Origin of the sequence: Muriicola sp. Z0-33, assembly GCF_026126425.1 — a bacterium.
Taxonomy (GTDB): Bacteria; Bacteroidota; Bacteroidia; order Flavobacteriales; family Flavobacteriaceae; genus JAFMPW01.
Map to the genome: position 1 here is coordinate 265,553 of NZ_JAFMPW010000003.1, position 21,090 is coordinate 286,642.

The window sequence follows — 21,090 nt, forward strand, 5'->3', positions numbered from 1 at the left end:
AATGTCGGATGATCATCTTTTTAATACATCTACCGCTATCCTCTGAGCTACCTTGCTTTTTTCATGTCCGGGAAACGCATCCTGTAATCCACATTGATTTTTCCTTTCGAAATATTTGAAAGTTTCCCTTTTAATAGGCGTTTCTTTAACGATGAAAGCTTATCTGTAAATAATATCCCTTCCAGATGGTCGTATTCGTGTTGAATTACCCTGGCTAAAAGACCGTCATACTGCTCTGTTTGGGACTTAAAATTTTCGTCGAGATAAGTAATTTTTATAGTATCCTTTCTGCTTACATCTTCACGGATATCTGGTATACTTAAACAGCCTTCATTAAATAGCCAACTTTTGCCACTTTCATCTTCCATTTTAGCATTTATAAATACCTTTTTAAACCCTTCCAACACTTTCTGTTCCTCGGGTGATAGCTCTTCATCATCTGCAAAAGGCGTTGCATCTATTACGAATAATCGTATGGGTACACCAACTTGAGGAGCCGCCAAACCAACACCACTGGCCTTATACATGGTTTCAAACATATTTGCCACCAATTCTTTCAAATTTGGATAATCTTTCTGGATTTCCGATGCCTTTTTCCTTAGAACAGGATCTCCATATGCTAATATTGGTAAAATCATTTTAATTACTTCTGTTTAAATAGGATTGAAGGATTAGTGTGGCGCTTATTTCATCGATCAGGGCTTTATTTCTTCGTTGCTTTTTTGAAAGTCCCCCGGCAACCATACTCTGTACTGCCATTTTCGAGGTAAAGCGTTCATCTTCCCGTTCCAGGTCTATATCCGGAAAAGAAGATTTTAGTTTTTTAATAAACCCTTCAATCAGTGATTCTGATTCAGAAGGCGTATTATCCATCTGCTTCGGTGCTCCAACCACCCATTTCACCACCTTTTCTTCCCGGACATATTGCTTTAAAAAAGAGATTAAATCAGCTGTAGCAACGGTTGTTAATCCAGATGCAATTAATTGCATCTCATCTGTTACAGCTATACCCGTTCTAACTCTTCCATAATCTATGGCAACTATCCTTCCCAAACTAATTTTTTGCAAAAATAGCCCATATTTTGTTATAGCTCTAAAAATTAGAAGCTTTATTACAGCTTTGGGTGTATCTTCGCAAAAAATTAGAATTCACAGATGGAAAAAATACGTGAAATAGTAGAATACGCCTGGGATAACAGAGAAATGCTAAAAGATGAAAACACCCAAAATGCCATAAGAAGTGTAATAGATCTTATAGATCAGGGTAGTTTAAGATGTGCGGAACCAGGACCAGATGGCTGGCAAATCAACGAATGGGTAAAAAAAGCCGTAGTACTCTACTTTCCGATCCAGAAAATGCAAACTTTTGAGGTGGGCATTTTTGAATATCACGATAAAATTCCATTAAAAAAGGGGTATGCAGAAAAAGGCATAAGAGTAGTACCTCATGCAGTTGCACGTCATGGAGCCTATATTTCCCCAGGAACCATTTTAATGCCCAGTTATGTAAATATTGGGGCTTATGTGGATGAAGGCACAATGGTAGATACCTGGGCAACAGTTGGTAGTTGTGCTCAGATTGGTAAAAATGTGCATCTCAGCGGAGGGGTAGGCATTGGAGGAGTATTAGAACCCTTGCAAGCAGCACCGGTAATTATTGAGGACAACGCCTTTGTTGGTAGTCGATGTATTGTCGTCGAGGGGGTTCGGGTAGAGAAGGAAGCAGTTCTAGGTGCAAACGTAGTACTTACGGCTTCAACCAAAATAATAGATGTAACAGCTGATGAAGCTGTTGAATATAAAGGATGGGTGCCGGCAAGATCGGTTGTCATTCCGGGAAGTTATACCAAAAAATTCCCTGCAGGAGACTATCAGGTGCCTTGTGCATTGATAATAGGAACAAGAAAAGAGAGTACCAATAAAAAGACCTCTTTAAATGACGCCCTAAGGGAATATGATGTGGCGGTTTAGAAAGTAATCTGATGGCGTACGATATTACACTTGAAGGAAAGAACCTGGCTGAGGCAGAATTGCTTCTGAAGAATATTTCTTCCCTATTTGATAAAAGTAATATTTCTTATTGGTTAGAAGGAGGAACCCTACTGGGTATTAGACGTGAAGGCCGACTTTTGCCCTGGGATAACGACGTTGATATTTCAATAATGGAAGATCAATCAGATAAATTAGACCTGTTATTGGCTTCATTAAAAAATGCAGGGTATAGAATTCGCATAAGGAAATTCCAGGAAAGTTCTGAATATTTTAAAAAGGGTGCTATCCGAATGATTAAGATCCGAAACAAATCGTTTTTTGGATTGATAAAAGGAAAAGTATGTTTAGACATATTTGTTAAATATGCTCACAGTGGTCTTGCGTTTTGGGAAATAGATAATAAGACAAAATCCGTTCCCGAAAAATTCTATAAAACCTTTAAGAAAATCTCATTTAAAGAAGATCAATATTCAATTCCCCAGCTAACAGATGAGTACCTCAGTTATCGTTATGGCAATTGGGAAACACCTAAAAAAGATTGGGACACTTCCAGGGATGATCAGGCCCTTAATTAAGGAGCCTCTACTTAATTAGTTTAAGAGATTTTTTGAGAATTGTACTGCTCACACTAGCTGTATATGGGAAATATTCCATGGCACAGCTCACCTCAGGGTATCGCCCACGCCAATCGTCGCCGACGGAAATAGCATCTATTTGATAAGTATCAACAATGTTCTGCTTGTTTTTGTCTTCTTGCGGAATTACTTCATCTACATATTTAATTGCCTGAAGTACCCTCATTCGTTCCTCGAACGGAATAACAGGTCTTAGGCCTTTTTCTTTTTCAATTAGCTCATCTGTAGATACACCTACGATCAGATAATCGCACAATTCTTTACTCTTTTTTAAAATGTTTAGATGACCATAATGAAATACATCAAAACATCCTGAAGTATACATTCTGTCGTATTTTTTTGCCTTAGTGGCCCTGGCACGAATGCTTAAGTGGGCATCATCGAAAATCTTAAATGCAATACTTCCTTTTGGATATGCTTCCAGAAGTACCTTCAGGATCTCAGGTATATCAGTATGATAATCCCCACCTATGGCATGCCCTTCAAAATGGAATTCATCAATCTTCCGAAATTTCCAATTACCAAAGGGTTTTAGTAGACTTAATATATTGTTGTCGGCCATAGAGACATCTTTAAATACAATCCGCAAAGGTACAAAAAAGCGCATTCTATTACTGATTAGAGAGCAAATGTCGGGGGATTAGCAGTTTCAATATTAAAGAGCAATTTCATTAGTTAGCAAATTAAAATTAACTTTGACCCCAAATTGCAGTGATATTCTTGCGGTTATTTACTTTAAAAATACCTGGTAATATTAGTGCAATCCATAAAACCAACATATGAAAATTGTTATTCTGGCTGCCGGAATAGGATCCCGCTTGGGCAATCCGTTTCCCAAACCCCTTACCCCCTTGGCCAACGGCAAGAGCATTATGAAAATGCAGGTGGAACATCTGACCAAGTATTATAATTTGGATGATATATACGTAGTTGTTGGTTTTAAGAAAGATCTTATCATGGAACGTTTTCCGGAGCTTACCTACATCTATAATCCTTTTTTTGATAGAACTAATACTTCAAAAAGCTTGTTGCAGGCCCTCAAAAAAAATCGGGATAAATCAGTTCTATGGCTTAACGGAGATGTTGTTTTTGATGAAAGACTACTGTCTATTCTAAACCCTTATATCAATGCACAAAAGTCCTTTGTTGCAGTTAATACCAGCAAAGTTGCCGAAGAAGAAGTAAAATATACTTTAAATAATGGGTATGTCGAGCAGCTTTCTAAAGCGGTTAAAAATGGTCTGGGCGAAGCGGTTGGAATTAACTTTATAGCCGCCAATGACATTGGTAGCTTTATAAAACGTTTGGAAGAATGCAATAATGACGACTATTTTGAACGTGGGCTGGAGCTGGCTGTTGAAAAAGATGGTCTCCAATTGAGTGCGGTAGATATTTCTGAGTATGATTGTTTAGAAGTCGATTTTAAAGAAGATCTCGATGATGCCAATAATTTATTCCAAAAATGAGGGTAGTACTGTTCTGTCAAAATGCCTATGCATTTGGAATTCTTGCCCCAATACGAGATGAACTGCGGCAAAAGAACTATACGTTTCTTTGGTATATTTCTAAAAAACTAATAACCAATTTCCCGTTTAAAAATGAAGATTATAGCTCTAGTATTTTAGACATTCAATTGTTTAAGAGCGATGTCATTTTTGTGCCGGGAAATGAGGTTCCAAATTATTTGCGAGGTCTTAAAGTGCAAATATTTCATGGATTAGCCGGTGAGAAGCGCGGTCATTTCAGAATACGGCATTATTTTGACCTTTACCTAACCCAAGGCCCTTACTTTACCAATAAATTTAAAGCGTTAAAGCAAAAACATCAGAATTTTGAGGTAATAGAAACCGGTTGGCCAAAATTAGATGTATATCATGCGCTTGCCGATCAATCTGCAATAGAAAAAAAGGCCCTTCTAGAGCAATATAATACAGCTACCATTGTCCTTTATGCACCTACTTTTTCTCCAAGCCTTACTTCCGCCCCGTACTTAGTGGAAGAAATAAAAGAATTGGCAATAAATACCGGGTATTTGGTTTTTATCAAATTCCATGACCTGATGGATTCCAAATGGATTAATGCCTATAAAACCCTGGCTAAAGAAGTTCCGGGAATCATTTTTAAGGAAGATAAGAATATCGTTAAATTCTTATTGCAAGCAGATATTCTTATCAGCGACACTTCCTCTGTTATTTATGAATTCATGTTATTAGACAAACCGGTAATTTCTTTTAGAAATATTGCTAAAAAAATATACTGGGACGACAGCAAGCAATATAGCGGATTAGCCCAAAAAGTAAAGGACAATCTCATTAATGATCCTTACGCTGCTCAAAGGTCATTTGTCGTAGAAAACTTCCATCCGTATAATGATGGTAAATCTGCGAGTAGAATGGTAGCAACAGTAAAAGAGTACATCTCCAAGGAAGGTGTACCTGAATTCCGGAAACTTTCGCTGGCCCGTAAAATGAAAATTCACTATCTCTTTGGCAGACCTGTAAAAGATATATTTAAAGGTGAAAAAAGAGCTAAGATCTCTGCAGTGCTGATTATATTTAACGAGATACTGCATATAGAAAAAGTGTTGGAAAACGTGAGTTTTGCTGATGAGATTATCATTGTTGATTCTTTTAGTACCGATGGCACATTAGAAAAAATAAGGGAATATCCGCATGTAAAACTTATAACCCGGACCTTTGTAAACTACACAGATCAAAAGTCCTTTGCCATGGAGCAAGCCACCAATGATTGGATACTTTTTCTGGATGCCGATGAGCGCCTGACCGATCCTTTAAAAAATGAGATCCTAATGACCGTAAATTCAGATTCAAAAAAGGCTGTTGCATATTATTTCTACAGAACCTTTATGTTTAGAAATAGTAAACTTCGCTTTAGTGGGTGGCAGAGTGATAAAAATTACCGGTTGTTTAGAAAAAGTAAAGTGCACTTTGCTAAAGACAGAATTGTTCATGAAACTCTGGTGCTGCAAGGTGAATCTGATACATTAAAACACAAACTGATACATTATTCCTATAAAGATTATGAGGACTACAAGGGAAAAATGATTAAATACGGTCAAATGAAGGCCCAGGAAGAAATCAAAAAAAATTATACCCCAAACATCTACCACTTTATATTTAGGCCGTTGTACAAATTTGTTAACCACTTCTTCTTCAGACTGGGATTTCTGGACGGTAAAAAAGGATTAATCATATCTTATCTTAATGCTTTAGGGGTGTATTCTCGTTACAAGGAAATAAAACGACTCCGAAAAGCAAATTCCATGCCTTCCGTTAATAGTTGAAAACCAGGCTTCTCCAAAAATACGGCTTGATAGGACGATACCGATCTACCGGAAAGGACAATAAATAGGGCCGTATCGATAAACGGTACGCTGATCAACTTCAGCTATTTGTGATGTATTTTTTGTAGGAATTTTCACTCTTTGTATACTATTTCTCTATTTTCTTTGTTATCATTTATATAATCCATTACCCCAAATGAGAGAAATTAATAGAAAAATCTCCGCCTTAATTATAACCTACAATGAAATTGGGTATATAGAACGTTGCCTGGAATCTGTTTCCTTTGCCGACGAAATTATCGTTGTAGACTCGTATAGCACGGATGGCACTTATGAATATTTATTAAACCATCCCAAGGTTAAGGTAATTCAAAACCCGTTTAAGGATTTTACAACTCAGAAGTCGTTTGCCTTGGAAAAGGCCACCAATAATTGGATCCTGTTCCTCGATGCCGATGAGGTGGTACCAAAGAAATTACAGAATGAAATTATAGCCACAGTCAAAACAGATAGAGACTACGCGGCATTCTGGTTTTACCGAAAATTCATGTTTCAAAAACAGCGTTTGTACTTCAGTGGATGGCAAACCGATAAGAATTATCGTTTATTTAGGAAAGATAAAGTCGCTTTCTCTAAAGACAGAATTGTTCATGAAACACTTCATGTGAATGGCAGGTCTGGAATATTAAAAGAGACCTTGGTACACTATTGTTACAAAAATTACAACAACTACAAAAATAAGATGCTTCAATATGGCAGACTAAAAGCCAAAGAAGCCTTCAATAAAGAAAAAAGATTCACCTATCTACATCTTATAATTAAACCTTCATGGAAATTTCTCTTTAATTACCTATTCAGGTTGGGAGTTTTAGACGGTAAAAAGGGTGTAATTATCTGCTACTTGGGAGCTTTAGGCGAAATTGAAAGATTTAAGGAGTTAAGACGATTGGAGAAAAGACAAAAGCTGGCTCCATATCTAATAACTTCATACACCAAATAAGGAGCATCTCCCTTATTTATAAAATCCTCTTTTATTTAAGTTAAGACTGGAATATCTTAATTTTGCAAGTGCTGGCTATGCGGTCGCTACGATCTCTTATGTCTTCAGCCATTATGTAATGCTGTAAAATCAATATAACTTTCATAGCACATGGGCATGCAGGAAGAAATTAAAAAAACCTTAGCGGTACTGGAACAGGGTGGAATAATACTGTACCCTACAGATACAGTTTGGGGAATTGGTTGTGATGCTACCAATGCTGTTGCTATCGAAAAAGTCTATGCATTAAAGAAAAGAGCCTCTGAAAAAGCTCTGATCTGCCTGGTTTCAGATGATTATATGCTGGAACAACATGTAGAACAGGTCCCTGACTTGGCCTATGATATAATAGATCTTTCTACCCGGCCCACCACAATAATTTATGATGCCCCTAAAGGTATTGCCAAAAATCTTATTGCTGAGGATAATTCTCTGGCCATAAGAGTAGCTTCAGATAAATTTTGCCAATACCTGATTAAAGCGTTTAAAAAACCCCTGGTTTCTACCTCCGCGAATATTGCCGGGCAAGCAACACCCTCCACATTTAAGGAAATAACAGATGATATTTTAAAAGGAGTTGACTATGTAGTAAATTTGGATCACGATAAAGAAAAGAAAAGCGCCTCGACCATTATTAAATTAGGTAATGATGGAGTTATAAAAGTTATCCGAAAATAATCTCAAGAACAGGTTTTAGAGGCCAACATCCTAAAAGTACTACAGCACTATCATGACATCTCAAAAGCACATAGCCGCACTATCAAACCCTGTCTTTGAGCTTATAGCAGACTCGGCAGCAGCACTTGCTGTAGATTGTTATGTAATAGGAGGCTTTGTGCGCGACTATCTTTTAAAAAGAGGCACTCCAAAAGACATTGATATTGTGGCCATCGGCAGTGGCATTGAACTGGCTAAAAAAGTTGCTTCAAAATTACCGGGAAAACCAGAGGTGGCCGTATTTAAGAACTTTGGAACCGCCATGATAAAGTTGAAAGAACTTGAAATAGAATTTGTTGGAGCCCGTAAAGAAAGCTACTACCGGGATAGCAGAAAACCCGTAGTAGAAAATGGTACCCTGCAGGAAGATCAGAACAGGCGAGATTTCACTATAAATGCATTGGCTATTTCATTAAATAAGAAGGACTACGGGACGCTGATAGATCCTTTTAATGGCCTTGAAGATCTGGAAAACCAATTGATAAGGACCCCATTGGCTCCGGGAATTACATATTCTGATGATCCCTTGAGAATGATGCGTGCCATTAGATTCGCCGCTCAGTTAGATTTCACGATTCATCCTGAATCTCTAAAGGCCATTACTTCGCATAAAAAGCGTATTAAAATTGTATCCAGAGAACGTATTGTAGACGAATTACATAAAATTATGGCAGCGAAAAAACCTTCAAAAGGTTTGGCACTGCTCCATAAAACCCAATTATTGTCCTATATACTGCCAGAACTTGTTGCACTGCAGGGTATTGAGGAGGTTGAAGGGCAAAAGCATAAAGATAACTTCTGGCACACTTTGGAAGTTGTTGACAATATTGCTAAAACTACAGATAATCTATGGTTGCGATGGGCCGCCCTTTTGCATGATATAGGTAAAGCTCCTACCAAGCGTTTCGACAAGAAACTTGGTTGGACATTTCATGCCCATGAATTTGTTGGGGCTAAAATGGTTTACACCATTTTTAAGAGATTAAAAATGCCGTTAAACGACAAGATGAAATTCGTTCAAAAAATGGTGTTGATGAGTTCCAGGCCTATTGTTCTTTCTGAAGATTATGCCACAGATTCGGCAGTTCGCCGTCTTGTTTTTGATGCAGGGGATCATGTAGACGATCTTATGACCTTATGTGAAGCCGATATCACAACTAAAAACCCCAGGAAACAAAGAAAGTATAAGAACAACTTTAAACTGGTAAGACAGAAAATTATAGAGGTAGAGGAAAGGGATCATATCCGTAATTTCCAACCGCCTATCTCAGGAGAAGAAATTATGGCCACATTTAACCTGAAACCTTCCAGGGAAATAGGAATAATCAAAGAAGCTATTAAAGAGGCTATCCTGGAAGGAGAAATACCCAATGAATACGAGGCTGCAAAAAAGTATATGCTCAAAAAGGCAAAGGAGAGTGGTCTGCTTCCAAAATAAACCATTTAAATCGTTATTAAGTCGTTCCAGGATTCGTAATTTTGCCTGATCAACTCGCAATTAATGAGGAAACATTACCTGAAAATTGCCAAATTATCACTTGTCCTTGTATACCTTGTAATCATTGCAGGGGCTGTGGTCAGGATGACAGGAAGTGGAATGGGTTGTCCGGATTGGCCCAAATGTTTTGGATATTACATCCCCCCTACTGAGGAAGCGGAACTAAAATGGAAATCACAGGCCAGCTATAAGCAGGGGCAGGTAATAATTCTGGACGAAACTCTGCGAGTGGCAAAGGAGGACTTCACCAGCGGAGACAAATATAATAGTGAAAATTGGTCTCCATATACCAAACATAATTATGCCGTCTTCAATGCGGCTCATACCTGGACCGAATTTATAAATCGTCTTTTAGGCGCCCTGGCAGGATTAGCCACTCTAATCATGGCAATTTTTTCGATAGGATATTGGAAAGACAACAAAAGTATTACCCTGCTTTCCTGGGCTGTTGTATTGGCAATGGGATTCCAGGCCTGGCTCGGGGCAACCGTGGTATACTCTGTTCTGGAACCGGCAAAAATTACTATACACATGGTAATGGCCCTTGTGATTGTTGGGATGATCTTGTACCTGATACATGGGACGAAATCCGTTTCTAAAGAATTTAAACACGATAAAAAGACCTTTCAATTATTTATCATAGTGTTGGCAGTTGGCCTTTTACAAATTGTTCTTGGTACTGAGGTAAGGCAATTTATTGATGAGCAAATAGATCTTGTTGGGGAACAAGCCAGGCATTTATGGCTGCAGACCCCAAAACTACAATTCTATATTCACAGATCATTCTCTATTTTGGTTGTAATGATCAATTTGTTTCTGGCCTATAGAATCTTTAAACTAAATCTGGGATTTGCCAAGATCAACTGGGTACTGCTACTCTTACTACTAGAAGTCATCACCGGAATGACTATGAACTATCTCGACTTCCCCTTTGGTACACAAGCCCTGCACCTGGTATTGGCTTCCTTGCTTTTCGGGCTGCAATTCTATATGGTATTGGAAGCACTAAAAGCCAAAAAAAGCCATAAATCTTCGTAACTTTGCCGTCACCTGAAAATTAAAGAAAATGATCTACAAAATCAGGATAATCCTGGATACTGAGGAAGATATATTTAGGGATGTAGAAATAGAGGGCAAGAGTACCCTGGAAGATTTTCACAATGTCTTAACCCAGTCGTTCGGATTTTTGGGCAATGAGATGGCTTCTTTCTACACCTGTGATGAAAGATGGAATCAGGATGAAGAAATTGCGCTTTTTGATATGAGCGAGAAGGGTTCCGATGTACGATTAATGCATGAAACCTCTGTTGAAGAAATTCTTACGACCCAAACTCCAAAACTAATCTATGTGTATGATTTCCTCAACATGTGGACCTTCTTTGTTGAATTGGCCGATATAGTTGAAAAGGAAGATGGCCGGGTGTATCCCAATGTGTTGTTTAGCTTTGGAGAGCTACCGGATACTCCTCCTGAAAGGAAATTTGAATCGGATCCGTCATTTGATTTTGATGATACCCTCGAAAATTATGACGATATGGATTTTGATGAAAACTGGAACTAACCGAAAGTAAACCGAAATTAACCAGGTAATATGCTTATAAAAGCAATTTTAAACTATCAATTATTAATTAATACATGATTAACCTCTACCCTACCCAAATCGAAAGTGTTTCCCTTCATCGTGTTGGCAACAAAAATAAAGGAGAACAGATTTTTCTGTCTGAGACAACATATGCTCTAGATGACGAAATTTCCGGACTGTTAAAAGAATATTTCTTTAAACCATTTAGGGAAAAGGAAGAGAACTATTACAGACTTACCCATGAGGTAGATGTAGAATTTAACGAAGTCTATAAAGCCGTATGCGAGATCTTTGCCCAGCCGGGATCCTGTCATCTGAATTCTAAAAAACTTGCCAGACACCTTTATGAACAGTCTTCACACCCTCATATCAAAAGCGGTGAAGTATATGTAACTTATTTAACAGATGTGGTCCTTGACAATGTTAAAACAGATGCCATTGGTATATTCAAAAGCGAGTTAAAACAAGACTTCCTTCAATTTAAAGAAGAAGGTAAGAATCTGAATATAGATATCCTACAGGGGGTAAATATCAATAAGCTCGACAAAGGTTGCCTTATTTTTAATACAAATAAGGAGGAAGGCTTTAAAGTGCTTTCAATAGACAATAACAGGTACGATGCCAAATACTGGCTAGAGCAATTCCTGGACGTAGTCCCTTTAACTGATGATAATTTTTACACCAAAAATTACCTGAAGTTTTGCCAGAATTTTGCAAAAGACGTGGTATTGCCGGCAGAAGACAAGCAGCAGGAAGTATTGTTTATGAACAGGGCAGTGAATCATTTCGCGAAAAACGATGCCTTTGAGGAATCTAACTTTCTAAATGAAGTGATGGAAAATCCGGAGCTGATCCCGGAATTTAAACATTATAAAGTAGAGAAAGGCCCAAAATACAGTATTGAGGATGTTTCAAATTTTGAAATCGCGAATAAGGCAGTCTCTGATACCAGAAAAAAAATTAAGAATGTTATAGAGCTGGATACGAATGTCCAGATTAAGCTCGACTTCATAAATCCCGAATCTGCAGAAAAGTTTGTGGAAAAAGGATGGGACGAGGAGCGGCAGATGTACTATTATCTGGTATACTTTAATAAAGAGCGTAAAAGCTAATTAATTGGCATTGTTAAAATACCTCCACCTCATAACCCTTAATTGATAATTGCAAATTGTTCAATGTTGATTGATCATGGGATGTTGATCTTTTTTTCAATGATCTGCTTCATACTGACATCCTGATAATTTCGCTTGACAAAGTCTAACGCAAGTTCCAGTATTTGCCCCATAGTCTTACACTTCCTAAAATTTACATCGAGGGTAAGATCATAGATCTGGTTGCCCAGTAAGGCAATATTGTCATCCAGTGAAATATCATCAGATTTACAGATATTCACCAGTCTGTTGATTCGGTTTCCCGAGCTAATGATTCTCTTTGCAACTATAGAACGTTCTTCAATTTTATACTGGTCTACCGATTTATGCTGTAGTTTACCTCTGACCAATTCTACCATTATATAGTTTTCTTTGAAGAACTGTGGACGGTACACCTTTAGTTTCCCTTCAAAACACTGCTGATCAAAATCTATTGCCCTTATTCTATAGACCACATGATCAAAATCGTGTACCGGTACAATAACGTAATTATAGGAGCGCATATCTCCCAAAAGTCGAATCATACAGCGTTCATTAAATTTAACGAACTCTTTGGCAAGCTGAGATTTTTCTGATTCAGAACAGTTTGGCAACATATCTTTAATAAATACATCTCCAGGTATCCCTGCTATATGTTCCTCAATCAGCGTGTCTTTATACACCAGAAAGTTGAGGTTGTAAGGAGATAACATATGTTCTAGTTCCAGACCATAAATTCTGGAAGCATCAGTTTTTTTTACATAGAAATAAGTAAAATTATCATTCAGGATATTCCGCACTTTAATTCTAAAGGGTTTGGAGTTCCCAAAAGTGCAGTAATCTACCGCATCTATATTTAAATATTGGAAAATACGATCACTACCATCAGAATGTAATATAGAATACACCTGCTTTAAACTCAGGTCTATTTCTTTTCTTTCCGAGTCAGAATAATACACTCTTACCCAGAGGGTATCCTCCCCTTCAGCGTCATATACCACAACCGAACCAGCAAACCTGAGTAAGTCATCATAGAAAATAGGAATCTCTATTTTTCGATTATACTCCTCCAGATAGGCATCCAGTTTTGTACTAACGGGATAGGCCGGTTTTTTCTTCCACATTAGACGTTCGTCAGTCATAGGATAATCTTATTTTAGCACATCTTGTAACAAAATAACGCTTTTGTCGTCAAGTTAATATAAAGAACACAAAAACAACCACCATATTGGAAACGATTCTAACCGTTAATAACTTAACAAAGAAATTCGGATACCTTACCGCAGTAAAAGATCTTTCCTTTTCTATAGAAAAAGGAAATGTCTATGGTATACTGGGCCCTAATGGTAGCGGTAAGTCGACCACCCTTGGTATTGTCCTGAATGTAGTGAATGCTACATCCGGAGGATTCTCCTGGTTCGATGGAAATACCTCAACACACGATGCACTGAAAAAGGTGGGGGCCATAATAGAACGTCCTAATTTCTATCCCTATATGACTGCTCTCCAGAATTTAAAACTGGTCTCCAAGATCAAAGAAGTAGGGCAAGATAAAATAGAACAGAAGTTAGAATTGGTAGGCTTGCTGGAACGTAAAGACAGTAAATTCCGCACTTATTCTCTGGGTATGAAGCAAAGGCTGGCCATTGCATCGGCCCTTCTTAATGATCCTGAAATTCTGATTCTTGATGAACCCACTAACGGATTAGACCCCCAGGGCATACATCAGATACGACAGATTATCAAAAAAATTGCTGCTCAGGGTACAACAATATTGCTTGCATCACATTTATTGGACGAAGTAGAAAAAGTGTGCAGCCATGTGGTTATCCTTAGAAAAGGAGAGAAATTGTATTCTGGCCGTGTAGACGGGATGTTAGCCAGTCATGGCTTCTTTGAATTAAGGACCGATTCCAGTGAACAACTCCTTAAATTTTTAGAACAGAACGATAGTTTTGGCGAAGTAAAACAGGAAAATGGCCTTATTACAGCCTTTCTTGAGCGCGAAATGAATGCCATTGAACTTAACAAACAACTTTTTGCTTCTGGTATTGTGCTTTCTCATCTGGTTAAACGTAAAGAAAGTCTTGAAGAGCAATTCCTGACACTTACTGAAAACTCAAACACAACTGCCGCCACAAGCTAAAATTAGCCAAAACAAACACCGATGAAAAGATTACTCGAGATAGAATTTATTAAATTATGGAACAACAGGGCCAGTAAGATCCTTATCATTTCCTATTTTGTGCTCCTTACCTCCATTGCCCTGGTTGCCGCCATAAAGTTTGATATTGGTCCGATTCAGTTTCATTTGGCCGAGCAGGGAATATTCAATTTTCCATATATCTGGCATTTTAATACCTATGTCACTGCAATTTTCAAACTTTTTCTTGCCATAGTCATTGTCTCTATGATGGCCAATGAATACAGCAACAAAACAATAAAACAAAACCTGATAGACGGATTGTCCAAGAAAGAATTCATACTTTCAAAATTCCTGACGGTAATTTCATTTGCTCTTATCTCCACGGTCTTTGTGTTTGGTGTTTCGATGATTCTGGGCCTTATATATTCCGATTTTAACGAGGCTTCCATCATCTTTTCAGATCTGGAGTATCTGCTTGCCTTTTTCCTGAAACTGGTTGGGTTTTTCTCTTTTTGCCTGTTCCTGGGAATTTTTGTTAAACGTTCGGCCTTTGCGCTTGGGTTTCTTATACTTTGGGCAATTGTGGAACAACTGATTTTTGGCCTTTTAGGGTGGAAGTTTGTCAGCTGGGATACTGCCAAAATGATCAAAGGAGCATTTCCCTTAGAAGCAACGGCCAGATTGATAGAAGAACCTTTTAGCAGGCTTAATGCCGTTAAATCTGTGGCCAATCAGATTGGTGAAGAATTCTCATTCGACTATGCTGTACACTGGTATGAAATTTTAATAGTCCTGGCCTGGACAGCTATTTTTATATATTCTTCCTATGCCTTGTTGAAAAAGCGCGATCTGTAATAGGGAATACCGGTCTTCTAAAACCACATTTTTATTGTTTTTTGGGCCCTTTTTCTATCCTTAACATCCCCCTGCTTTAGCTAGTTGAGAATTTTAACAATTAGATGGTATAATCAGTAAAGAAAGGGACTTCGGTAGTTCCCATTGCGACTTTCTTCCTTCATTTTGGTCTATTTATCGGCGGCTTTATGCATAAAGCCAGATTTGTAGTATATTGTGATGTTTGAAGGAACACTATGAAAAAGATTGCCTCAGCTTTATTCTTTGGTATCCTTTGTCCTGTCTTATTATTTGGCCAGGGCGAAACATCCAACTGGTATTTTGGGAATGGTGCTGGTGTCCGTTTTAATAATAACGGTACCGTAGCCCCATTAAAAAAAGGTAAACTCAGTACTTTTGAGGGTTGTGCCACAATTTCAGATACTTTTGGAAATCTATTATTCTATACAGACGGACTCACAGTTTACAACAGCAACCATGAGATTATGGAGAATGGCGAAGGGCTGTATGGTGATCCTTCCAGTACCCAATCTGCCCTTATAGTTCCAAAACCAGAGGACCCTTTAATCTTCTATATTTTTACCGTAGATACCAAGACTTTTGAAGCCGATCCTGATTACGGCCTCAACTATTCGGTTGTTGATATTTCCCTGAACAAAGGCCTTGGTGCAATTACAGAAAAGAATATAAACCTTCTACCTAATTGTTCAGAAAAAATAACCGCTGTAGTCAAGGAGTGTTTTGACCAATCTATTTGGATAATTACCCTGGCTTCTGCCAATGGTAATGATGGCATCCTAACCACCTATCATGCTTTTGAAGTAAATCCGGCAGGAGTTGTAAACAATGCGGTAAAATCTACATTACCAGACCTGAGAGTAGCCGATCCGAGAGGATATTTGAAGCTCTCTTCCGATGGTAAAAAACTGGTCAGCGCAAATGTAACGGATGGGCTGTATATCTATGATTTTGATGACAGTAACGGACGTGTTACCAATCAGCAAGAGATAGTTATAACAGACGAAAACACTAATCCGTATGGCGTTGAATTTTCGCCAAATAGCAGATTTCTATATGTGCATACCTCCAATAATTTACTGGGAACCGGAGGGCATTCATCTTCCTTACTGCAGTATGATTTGTCTGCAAGTGATATTGATGCTTCGATGGTGGTCTTAGATAACAGGCCTATCTTCAGGGGGGCATTGCAACAAGCTTCAAATGGTAAAATATACAGGACCATTGCAAAGAATTATAATGAGGGCACTTCTTATTTGGGTGTTATCAATAACCCTAATGAAGTAGGTGATGCGGCCGACTACAAGCACAACGCTGTATTTTTAGAAGGAAAAAAGGCCACCCAGGGTCTTCCTCCTTTTATTCAATCTTTCTTTGGGAATACGGCTCTGGTTACGGATGAAAACGGAGCAGGGATCAGTACACTCAATTTATGTGTGGGAGATCCTTTTACTTTAGAAGTAGAAGCCTTTCCGGATGCCACTTATACCTGGGAAAAAGACGGCCTTCCATTAAATGTTGCCGGGGATAATATTTATGACATCCCTGTTTCCAATGAAGGTGATTCAGGACGGTACAGACTTGAGATTACCTTTGATGATCCGGCTAAATGTCCCATTATCGGAGAATCACAAATCAGGGTATTACCAGTACCCGATGCCATTGTGAATCTGGCACAATGCGATATTGATGCTATTGATACTACGGATGGTATTACCCGAATTAATCTGGAGTTGTTAAATGAGGATCCCGACCTGCAGTTTACATTCTATAATTCAATTGCCGACAGAATTATTGACCAACCAATTACAGGAACAGACCAATTTGAGAATACCCAACCTTTTAATCAAACCATTTATTACAAAGCCATTAATAGTTTAGGGTGTACCAATGAGGGTGAGATTCAGCTCGAAGTTAGCCCGGTAGATATTGTAAGTAGTGCCTTAGGCCCTGTTTATAGTTGTGATGAGATACCGGAAGATGCTGTACTTAGAAGTACATTTAATCTGGATGATATTGCCGAATCCTATGGAGATATAGAAGTGGATTTTTATGCTTCTTTAACCGATATGTCTTTAGAGCAGAACTTGTTAACCGGCTCAATAAACTCGGAGTCAACAACATTGTTCGCCAGGTTGGCCAGCGATAATCAATGCCTGGGAGTGGAGGAAATAAGTTTAGTGGTAAACCCTACCCCTTTTACCGAGATGCAGGCATCTTACTTGTTGTGTACAGATAGTCCGGGGCTGGCCATTGAAGGTCCTGTAGGATTTGATAGTTATCGGTGGATAAAGGTTGATGGTTCAGCTGAAAATGTTATTGCAGGGGGCCAGAGCACCTTAATTTCCTCCGTCGGGAATTATATACTAGAGACCCGCTATAACTATTATATAGGTGATAAAAAATACGCATGCGATAATAGCGTTGCTTTTAGCGTTCTCCCATCTAATATGGCTGTTTTTCAAGAGGTTCAGATTAAAGACTTTTCTAATAGAAATACGGTTCAGGTAGTAGTAAGCGGTGAGGGTTCCTATTCTTATTCACTTGATGGCATAACATATCAACAAAACAATTTGTTTGATGACGTAGCTCCTGGATCCTGGACAATTTATGTCAAAGATGATAATGGTTGTGGTATCAGTGAAAGGGAAATTGCAGTAATGGGATATCCTAAATTCTTTACACCTAACGGGGATGGTGTAAATGATTTTTGGCAACTGGATGGGGTAGAAAATTTATTGGCAACCGATGCCTATATTTCTATCTATGACAGATATGGCACATTTGTTACTCAGATAAATCCCAAAGATCAGGGATGGAATGGGGATGCCAATGCGCAAATGCTACCGGCCTCAGATTATTGGTTCAAAATAAACCTTAAGGACGGTCGGCAATTTAAAGGGCATTTTGCATTGAAAAGGTAGTCCTGCTTAATTGAAAAAGGAAATATTGGAAATATGCCAAAAAAGGTACTCTTTTTTGTTTGCGTACTCCAGGCCTTGATGGCTGCTGGGCAAGACTGCCCTGTTCTTACCAGCCCTGTAAATGGAGCAGTAGATGTTCCGGTTGATACTACCATATCATGGACTGAGGCAGATCCAAGTGTCCCCGGTTATATTATTTCTATCGGGACTACCCCGGGAGGTACTGATATTATTGATCAACGATCACTGGGAAGGGCCAACAATTATATCCCTCCCCTGGGATTACCGGAGAATACAGAAATCTTTGTTACCATCACATTATTCTTTTTTAATCAACCCAATATAACCTGCGCCAGTGAATCTTTCAGAACTGTTGATGTCACTACAGCTCCTTCATGCTCTGTCCTTAGAAATCCGATTGATGGAGGTACCAATGTCAATACAGGAACAAATATTGCGTGGAACTATGCTCCAACAGCTACCGGCTACCGTTTATCCATAGGGACAACACCAGGTGGGGTAGACCTACTGAACGACCAGGATCTTGGCAATACCTTGTTTTACAACCCCCCGGTAGAATTCCCCCCCAGTACTCCCATTTTTGTAAGAGTAGTTCCCTATAACGAAAATGGTTCTGCAATGCCCTGCTCTGAGGAAAGTTTTACAACTGGAGTGGTCGCAACACTTCCGAGTTGTGCTACCATGGTCTCACCTGCCAATGGCGAAGTAAATGTTTCTCTGACCCCCATCCTGGAATGGACCCCTGTTGTAGGAGCAACTGGCTATAGAGTAACTATAGGTAACACTCCCTTTACTGCTGAGGTAGTTGATAACGGTATTTTTCCAACTAATTCTACTCTGGTCATAGACTTTGAACCCAACAGAACGTTTTTTATCACCATAATCCCATTTAATGATGCAGGTGATGCTATCGGTTGCGCACAGGAATCGTTCTCTACTTTACTGGGATGTGGTCCGTATCTGGACGTAGTTACCGGTGAAATAACAACATTGAACCCTGAAATTAATTTTCCTGATACTATTTCCTTTTGTGAAAATTCAGCCCCTTTTACTACTTCAGCATCAGATACTGCTGACGGCTTCAGATGGTTCAAAATAGATCAATTTGGCAATGAAACATTAATTTCAGACACCGCCGATGTAACAATTATGGAGACAGGTGAATACAGATATGAAGCCTATAATACCGTTGCTCAAACGGGGGGCACCATTGAATGCCCAACTTCCAAAATATTTGAGGTGCTTTCCTCAGAAGTGGCAACTATAACTGACATTAATATAACTGAAGGAGCAACCGGCCTCAGGGTAGAAGTTCTGGCAAGTGGAATAGGAGATTATGAATATGCCCTGGATGACACCAACGGTCCGTACCAGGATAGCAGGGTTTTTACAAATATTACACCGGGATCCCATACTGTTTATGTCAGGGACAAAAATGGCTGTGGCATAGTTCAGCAACAAATTGAACAGGATATCACTGTAGAAGGATTTCCAAAGTTTTTCACCCCTAATGGGGACGGAATCAATGATTATTGGCAGTTTATTCCACCGCCATTAGCCGGCGGCAATACAGTGAGTGTCATACATATTTTTGACAGGTTTGGAAATCTTCTTGTGCAACTTGATCCAATTTCATTAGGATGGGATGGCAATTTTAACGGGCAACCGCTGCCCTCTTCAGATTATTGGTACAGTGCAAGAGATAATTTGAATAACGAGATTAGAGGTCATTTTGCACTAAAACGCTAATGCTAAGGAAATTCATTTATATCGCCGTTTTTCTATTGCCTCTTTGGGTGAGTGCTCAGTCATGTCCTAAACTTTCATATCCCGCTAATGGTTCTGTAGGCATCCCGGTAGATGCTACCATAACCTGGCCGGCTGTGGACGGAATTGTTGGATACCTGATTTCACTAGGCACAACACCAGGTGGAGGTGACATCCTGTCCAGAAGATCTGCAGGGCTAATTAATTCATATACGCCTGAACTTGGGTTGCCCGAAAATACACTGATCTACGTACGGATAGAGCTGTTTATTGCAGATCAGCCTCTTAAAATTTGCGCTATAGAATCTTTTACCACAGAGGACGTAACTACCCCTCCTTTATGTACCAACTTAAGCCTCCCTCTTAATGGGGAATCAGGGGTTCGGGTAACAACAGAAATTGTCTGGAATTACGCTTCTAAGGCCACTGGTTATAGATTAACTGTGGGCAGCTCCGCTGGGGCATCGGATATTATTGACGATTTGGATGTGGGTAATACCTTAAGTCATAATCTTTCTGAGAACCTGCCACAGGACGAAACTATATACGTGAGGATACAGCCCTATAATGAAAATGGGGATGCGGCAGGATGCACTGAAGAAAGTTTTAATACAGGCGCTGCTGTTTTTAATTGCGGGCCATTCATTGATCCTGTAAGCGGTCAGTCTATCAATTTGCGCCCTGTAGTAGATTTTCCTAATGTGGTAGGACTTTGCCAAAATAATATTCCCGCAACAGTAGAAAGTAATGATCAGGCCCACGGATTTCGCTGGTTCAGTGTCAATGAGGATGGGTCCGAAACCCTGTTATCAACAAACAGGACCGTATCCATATCTTCTCTTGGTAGCTATAGATACGAAGCCTATAACATTATAGAAGAACTTGGTAATAGCATAGAATGCACTAGCGTGGTTGATTTCTCCGTGGTTTTTTCTGATGTCCCGCAGATAAGAGAGATCAATGTCCTTAGAAATGCAGACGGACTACAGGTTGAAGTTCTTGCAGAAGGAATTGGAGATTATGAATTTGCTCTGGATGATATTGATGGTCCCTATCAGGATGGTAATGTATTTACTCAGGTCTCGTCTGGTGCCCATGATGTATTTGTCAGAGATAAGAACGGATGCGGGGTAAGCAGGGGATTGGTGGAAGCAGAGTTGAGTCAGAGCGATTTTCCAAAGTTTTTTACGCCAAATGGTGATGGAATTAATGACTTTTGGCAGATACGGCCGTCAAAGGAAGGAAGAGTAAAACAGTTAGAATACCTCCAGGTATTTGACAGGTACGGAGTATTGCTGACACAAATAACGCGTTCTTCCAATGGATGGGACGGCAGTTTTAACGGAAGACCCCTGCCTTCTGCGGTCTATTGGTTTAAGGCTGAAGATAATTATCAGAATATCGTTCGTGGTTATTTTTTATTGAAAAGATAGTTTTGGATGGAGGCAGATCTGTACACTGA

The 21,090-nt window shown here is 39.1% G+C and carries 19 protein-coding genes; 15 read left to right on the forward strand and 4 right to left on the reverse strand.

Going from position 1 to position 21,090, the window contains the following annotated elements:
* Nucleotides 1-47: 47 nt before the first annotated feature.
* Nucleotides 48-638, reverse strand: coding sequence for a peptide deformylase (def, locus tag J1G40_RS06860; RefSeq protein ID WP_265241868.1), 591 nt, complete (start codon nt 636-638; stop codon nt 48-50).
* A gap of 1 nt (nt 639) precedes the next feature.
* On the reverse strand, nt 640-1,053 hold the full coding sequence (ruvX, locus tag J1G40_RS06865) for a Holliday junction resolvase RuvX (RefSeq protein ID WP_265241869.1): 414 nt from the start codon (nt 1,051-1,053) through the stop codon (nt 640-642).
* Nucleotides 1,054-1,155: 102 nt separating this feature from the next.
* On the opposite strand from ruvX, the gene J1G40_RS06870 reads away from it, so the two are divergent.
* A complete protein-coding gene (locus J1G40_RS06870) occupies nt 1,156-1,971 on the forward strand; it encodes a 2,3,4,5-tetrahydropyridine-2,6-dicarboxylate N-succinyltransferase (protein WP_265241870.1) in 816 nt (271 codons plus the stop codon).
* 11 nt (nt 1,972-1,982) lie between these two features.
* Nucleotides 1,983-2,567 carry a LicD family protein gene (locus J1G40_RS06875; RefSeq protein WP_265241871.1) on the forward strand — a complete coding sequence of 195 codons (585 nt, stop codon included), beginning with the start codon at nt 1,983-1,985 and terminating at the stop codon, nt 2,565-2,567.
* Nucleotides 2,568-2,574: 7 nt separating this feature from the next.
* Here the strand turns inward: J1G40_RS06875 and J1G40_RS06880 are convergent, their stop codons facing one another.
* Nucleotides 2,575-3,234, reverse strand: a complete 660-nt coding sequence (locus J1G40_RS06880) for an adenylyltransferase/cytidyltransferase family protein (protein WP_265241872.1) — start codon at nt 3,232-3,234, stop codon at nt 2,575-2,577.
* A gap of 172 nt (nt 3,235-3,406) precedes the next feature.
* Between J1G40_RS06880 and J1G40_RS06885 the strand changes: the two genes are divergently transcribed.
* The 8 genes from J1G40_RS06885 to J1G40_RS06925 all read left to right on the forward strand — a co-directional run bounded on the left by J1G40_RS06885 (nt 3,407) and on the right by J1G40_RS06925 (nt 11,879).
* Nucleotides 3,407-4,093, forward strand: a complete 687-nt coding sequence (locus tag J1G40_RS06885; RefSeq protein WP_265241873.1) for a phosphocholine cytidylyltransferase family protein — start codon at nt 3,407-3,409, stop codon at nt 4,091-4,093.
* Nucleotides 4,090-5,931, forward strand: a complete 1,842-nt coding sequence (locus tag J1G40_RS18315; RefSeq protein ID WP_321160194.1) for a CDP-glycerol glycerophosphotransferase family protein — start codon at nt 4,090-4,092, stop codon at nt 5,929-5,931. Before J1G40_RS06885 ends, J1G40_RS18315 begins: the two co-directional genes overlap by 4 nt.
* Before the next feature lie 196 nt (nt 5,932-6,127).
* Nucleotides 6,128-6,931: a glycosyltransferase family 2 protein gene (locus J1G40_RS06900; RefSeq protein ID WP_265241874.1), complete on the forward strand. Its 804-nt coding sequence runs from the start codon at nt 6,128-6,130 to the stop codon at nt 6,929-6,931.
* Nucleotides 6,932-7,087: 156 nt separating this feature from the next.
* On the forward strand, nt 7,088-7,648 hold the full coding sequence (locus tag J1G40_RS06905) for an L-threonylcarbamoyladenylate synthase (RefSeq protein WP_265241966.1): 561 nt from the start codon (nt 7,088-7,090) through the stop codon (nt 7,646-7,648).
* Between the two features lie 52 nt (nt 7,649-7,700).
* Nucleotides 7,701-9,125, forward strand: coding sequence for a CCA tRNA nucleotidyltransferase (locus J1G40_RS06910; protein ID WP_265241875.1), 1,425 nt, complete (start codon nt 7,701-7,703; stop codon nt 9,123-9,125).
* Nucleotides 9,126-9,188: 63 nt separating this feature from the next.
* Nucleotides 9,189-10,223, forward strand: a complete 1,035-nt coding sequence (locus J1G40_RS06915) for a COX15/CtaA family protein (protein ID WP_265241876.1) — start codon at nt 9,189-9,191, stop codon at nt 10,221-10,223.
* 28 nt (nt 10,224-10,251) lie between these two features.
* Nucleotides 10,252-10,746 carry a plasmid pRiA4b ORF-3 family protein gene (locus tag J1G40_RS06920; RefSeq protein WP_265241877.1) on the forward strand — a complete coding sequence of 165 codons (495 nt, stop codon included), beginning with the start codon at nt 10,252-10,254 and terminating at the stop codon, nt 10,744-10,746.
* Nucleotides 10,747-10,820: 74 nt separating this feature from the next.
* Complete coding sequence (locus tag J1G40_RS06925; RefSeq protein WP_265241878.1) at nt 10,821-11,879, forward strand: nucleoid-associated protein; 1,059 nt, start codon at nt 10,821-10,823, stop codon at nt 11,877-11,879.
* 74 nt (nt 11,880-11,953) lie between these two features.
* Here J1G40_RS06925 and J1G40_RS06930 read toward each other — a convergent pair whose 3' ends face one another.
* On the reverse strand, nt 11,954-13,039 hold the full coding sequence (locus J1G40_RS06930; RefSeq protein WP_265241879.1) for a hypothetical protein: 1,086 nt from the start codon (nt 13,037-13,039) through the stop codon (nt 11,954-11,956).
* Between the two features lie 86 nt (nt 13,040-13,125).
* On the opposite strand from J1G40_RS06930, the gene J1G40_RS06935 reads away from it, so the two are divergent.
* From J1G40_RS06935 to J1G40_RS06955, 5 genes are all read left to right on the forward strand, one after another.
* Entirely contained in the window at nt 13,126-14,043 is a 918-nt protein-coding gene (locus J1G40_RS06935) for an ABC transporter ATP-binding protein (protein WP_265241880.1), read from the forward strand.
* Between the two features lie 21 nt (nt 14,044-14,064).
* Nucleotides 14,065-14,898, forward strand: a complete 834-nt coding sequence (locus tag J1G40_RS06940) for an ABC transporter permease (RefSeq protein WP_265241881.1) — start codon at nt 14,065-14,067, stop codon at nt 14,896-14,898.
* 236 nt (nt 14,899-15,134) lie between these two features.
* Nucleotides 15,135-17,840 (forward strand): T9SS type B sorting domain-containing protein, encoded by a 2,706-nt coding sequence (locus J1G40_RS06945; protein ID WP_265241882.1) that lies wholly within the window; start codon nt 15,135-15,137, stop codon nt 17,838-17,840.
* 33 nt (nt 17,841-17,873) lie between these two features.
* Complete coding sequence (locus J1G40_RS06950; RefSeq protein ID WP_265241883.1) at nt 17,874-19,610, forward strand: T9SS type B sorting domain-containing protein; 1,737 nt, start codon at nt 17,874-17,876, stop codon at nt 19,608-19,610.
* On the forward strand, nt 19,610-21,061 hold the full coding sequence (locus J1G40_RS06955) for a T9SS type B sorting domain-containing protein (RefSeq protein ID WP_265241884.1): 1,452 nt from the start codon (nt 19,610-19,612) through the stop codon (nt 21,059-21,061). The genes J1G40_RS06950 and J1G40_RS06955 overlap by 1 nt, the downstream gene beginning before the upstream one ends.
* Nucleotides 21,062-21,090 lie beyond the last annotated feature (29 nt).

Coding starts and splice junctions, on each gene's coding strand:
- def (WP_265241868.1), bottom strand. CDS start 638: ATGATTTTACCAATATTAGCATATGGAGATCCTGTTCTAAGGAAAAAG.
- J1G40_RS06870 (WP_265241870.1), top strand. CDS start 1,156: ATGGAAAAAATACGTGAAATAGTAGAATACGCCTGGGATAACAGAGAA.
- J1G40_RS06875 (WP_265241871.1), top strand. CDS start 1,983: ATGGCGTACGATATTACACTTGAAGGAAAGAACCTGGCTGAGGCAGAA.
- J1G40_RS06880 (WP_265241872.1), bottom strand. CDS start 3,234: ATGCGCTTTTTTGTACCTTTGCGGATTGTATTTAAAGATGTCTCTATG.
- J1G40_RS06885 (WP_265241873.1), top strand. CDS start 3,407: ATGAAAATTGTTATTCTGGCTGCCGGAATAGGATCCCGCTTGGGCAAT.
- J1G40_RS18315 (WP_321160194.1), top strand. CDS start 4,090: ATGAGGGTAGTACTGTTCTGTCAAAATGCCTATGCATTTGGAATTCTT.
- J1G40_RS06900 (WP_265241874.1), top strand. CDS start 6,128: ATGAGAGAAATTAATAGAAAAATCTCCGCCTTAATTATAACCTACAAT.
- J1G40_RS06905 (WP_265241966.1), top strand. CDS start 7,088: ATGCAGGAAGAAATTAAAAAAACCTTAGCGGTACTGGAACAGGGTGGA.
- J1G40_RS06910 (WP_265241875.1), top strand. CDS start 7,701: ATGACATCTCAAAAGCACATAGCCGCACTATCAAACCCTGTCTTTGAG.
- J1G40_RS06915 (WP_265241876.1), top strand. CDS start 9,189: ATGAGGAAACATTACCTGAAAATTGCCAAATTATCACTTGTCCTTGTA.
- J1G40_RS06920 (WP_265241877.1), top strand. CDS start 10,252: ATGATCTACAAAATCAGGATAATCCTGGATACTGAGGAAGATATATTT.
- J1G40_RS06925 (WP_265241878.1), top strand. CDS start 10,821: ATGATTAACCTCTACCCTACCCAAATCGAAAGTGTTTCCCTTCATCGT.
- J1G40_RS06930 (WP_265241879.1), bottom strand. CDS start 13,039: ATGACTGACGAACGTCTAATGTGGAAGAAAAAACCGGCCTATCCCGTT.
- J1G40_RS06940 (WP_265241881.1), top strand. CDS start 14,065: ATGAAAAGATTACTCGAGATAGAATTTATTAAATTATGGAACAACAGG.
- J1G40_RS06945 (WP_265241882.1), top strand. CDS start 15,135: ATGAAAAAGATTGCCTCAGCTTTATTCTTTGGTATCCTTTGTCCTGTC.
- J1G40_RS06950 (WP_265241883.1), top strand. CDS start 17,874: ATGCCAAAAAAGGTACTCTTTTTTGTTTGCGTACTCCAGGCCTTGATG.
- J1G40_RS06955 (WP_265241884.1), top strand. CDS start 19,610: ATGCTAAGGAAATTCATTTATATCGCCGTTTTTCTATTGCCTCTTTGG.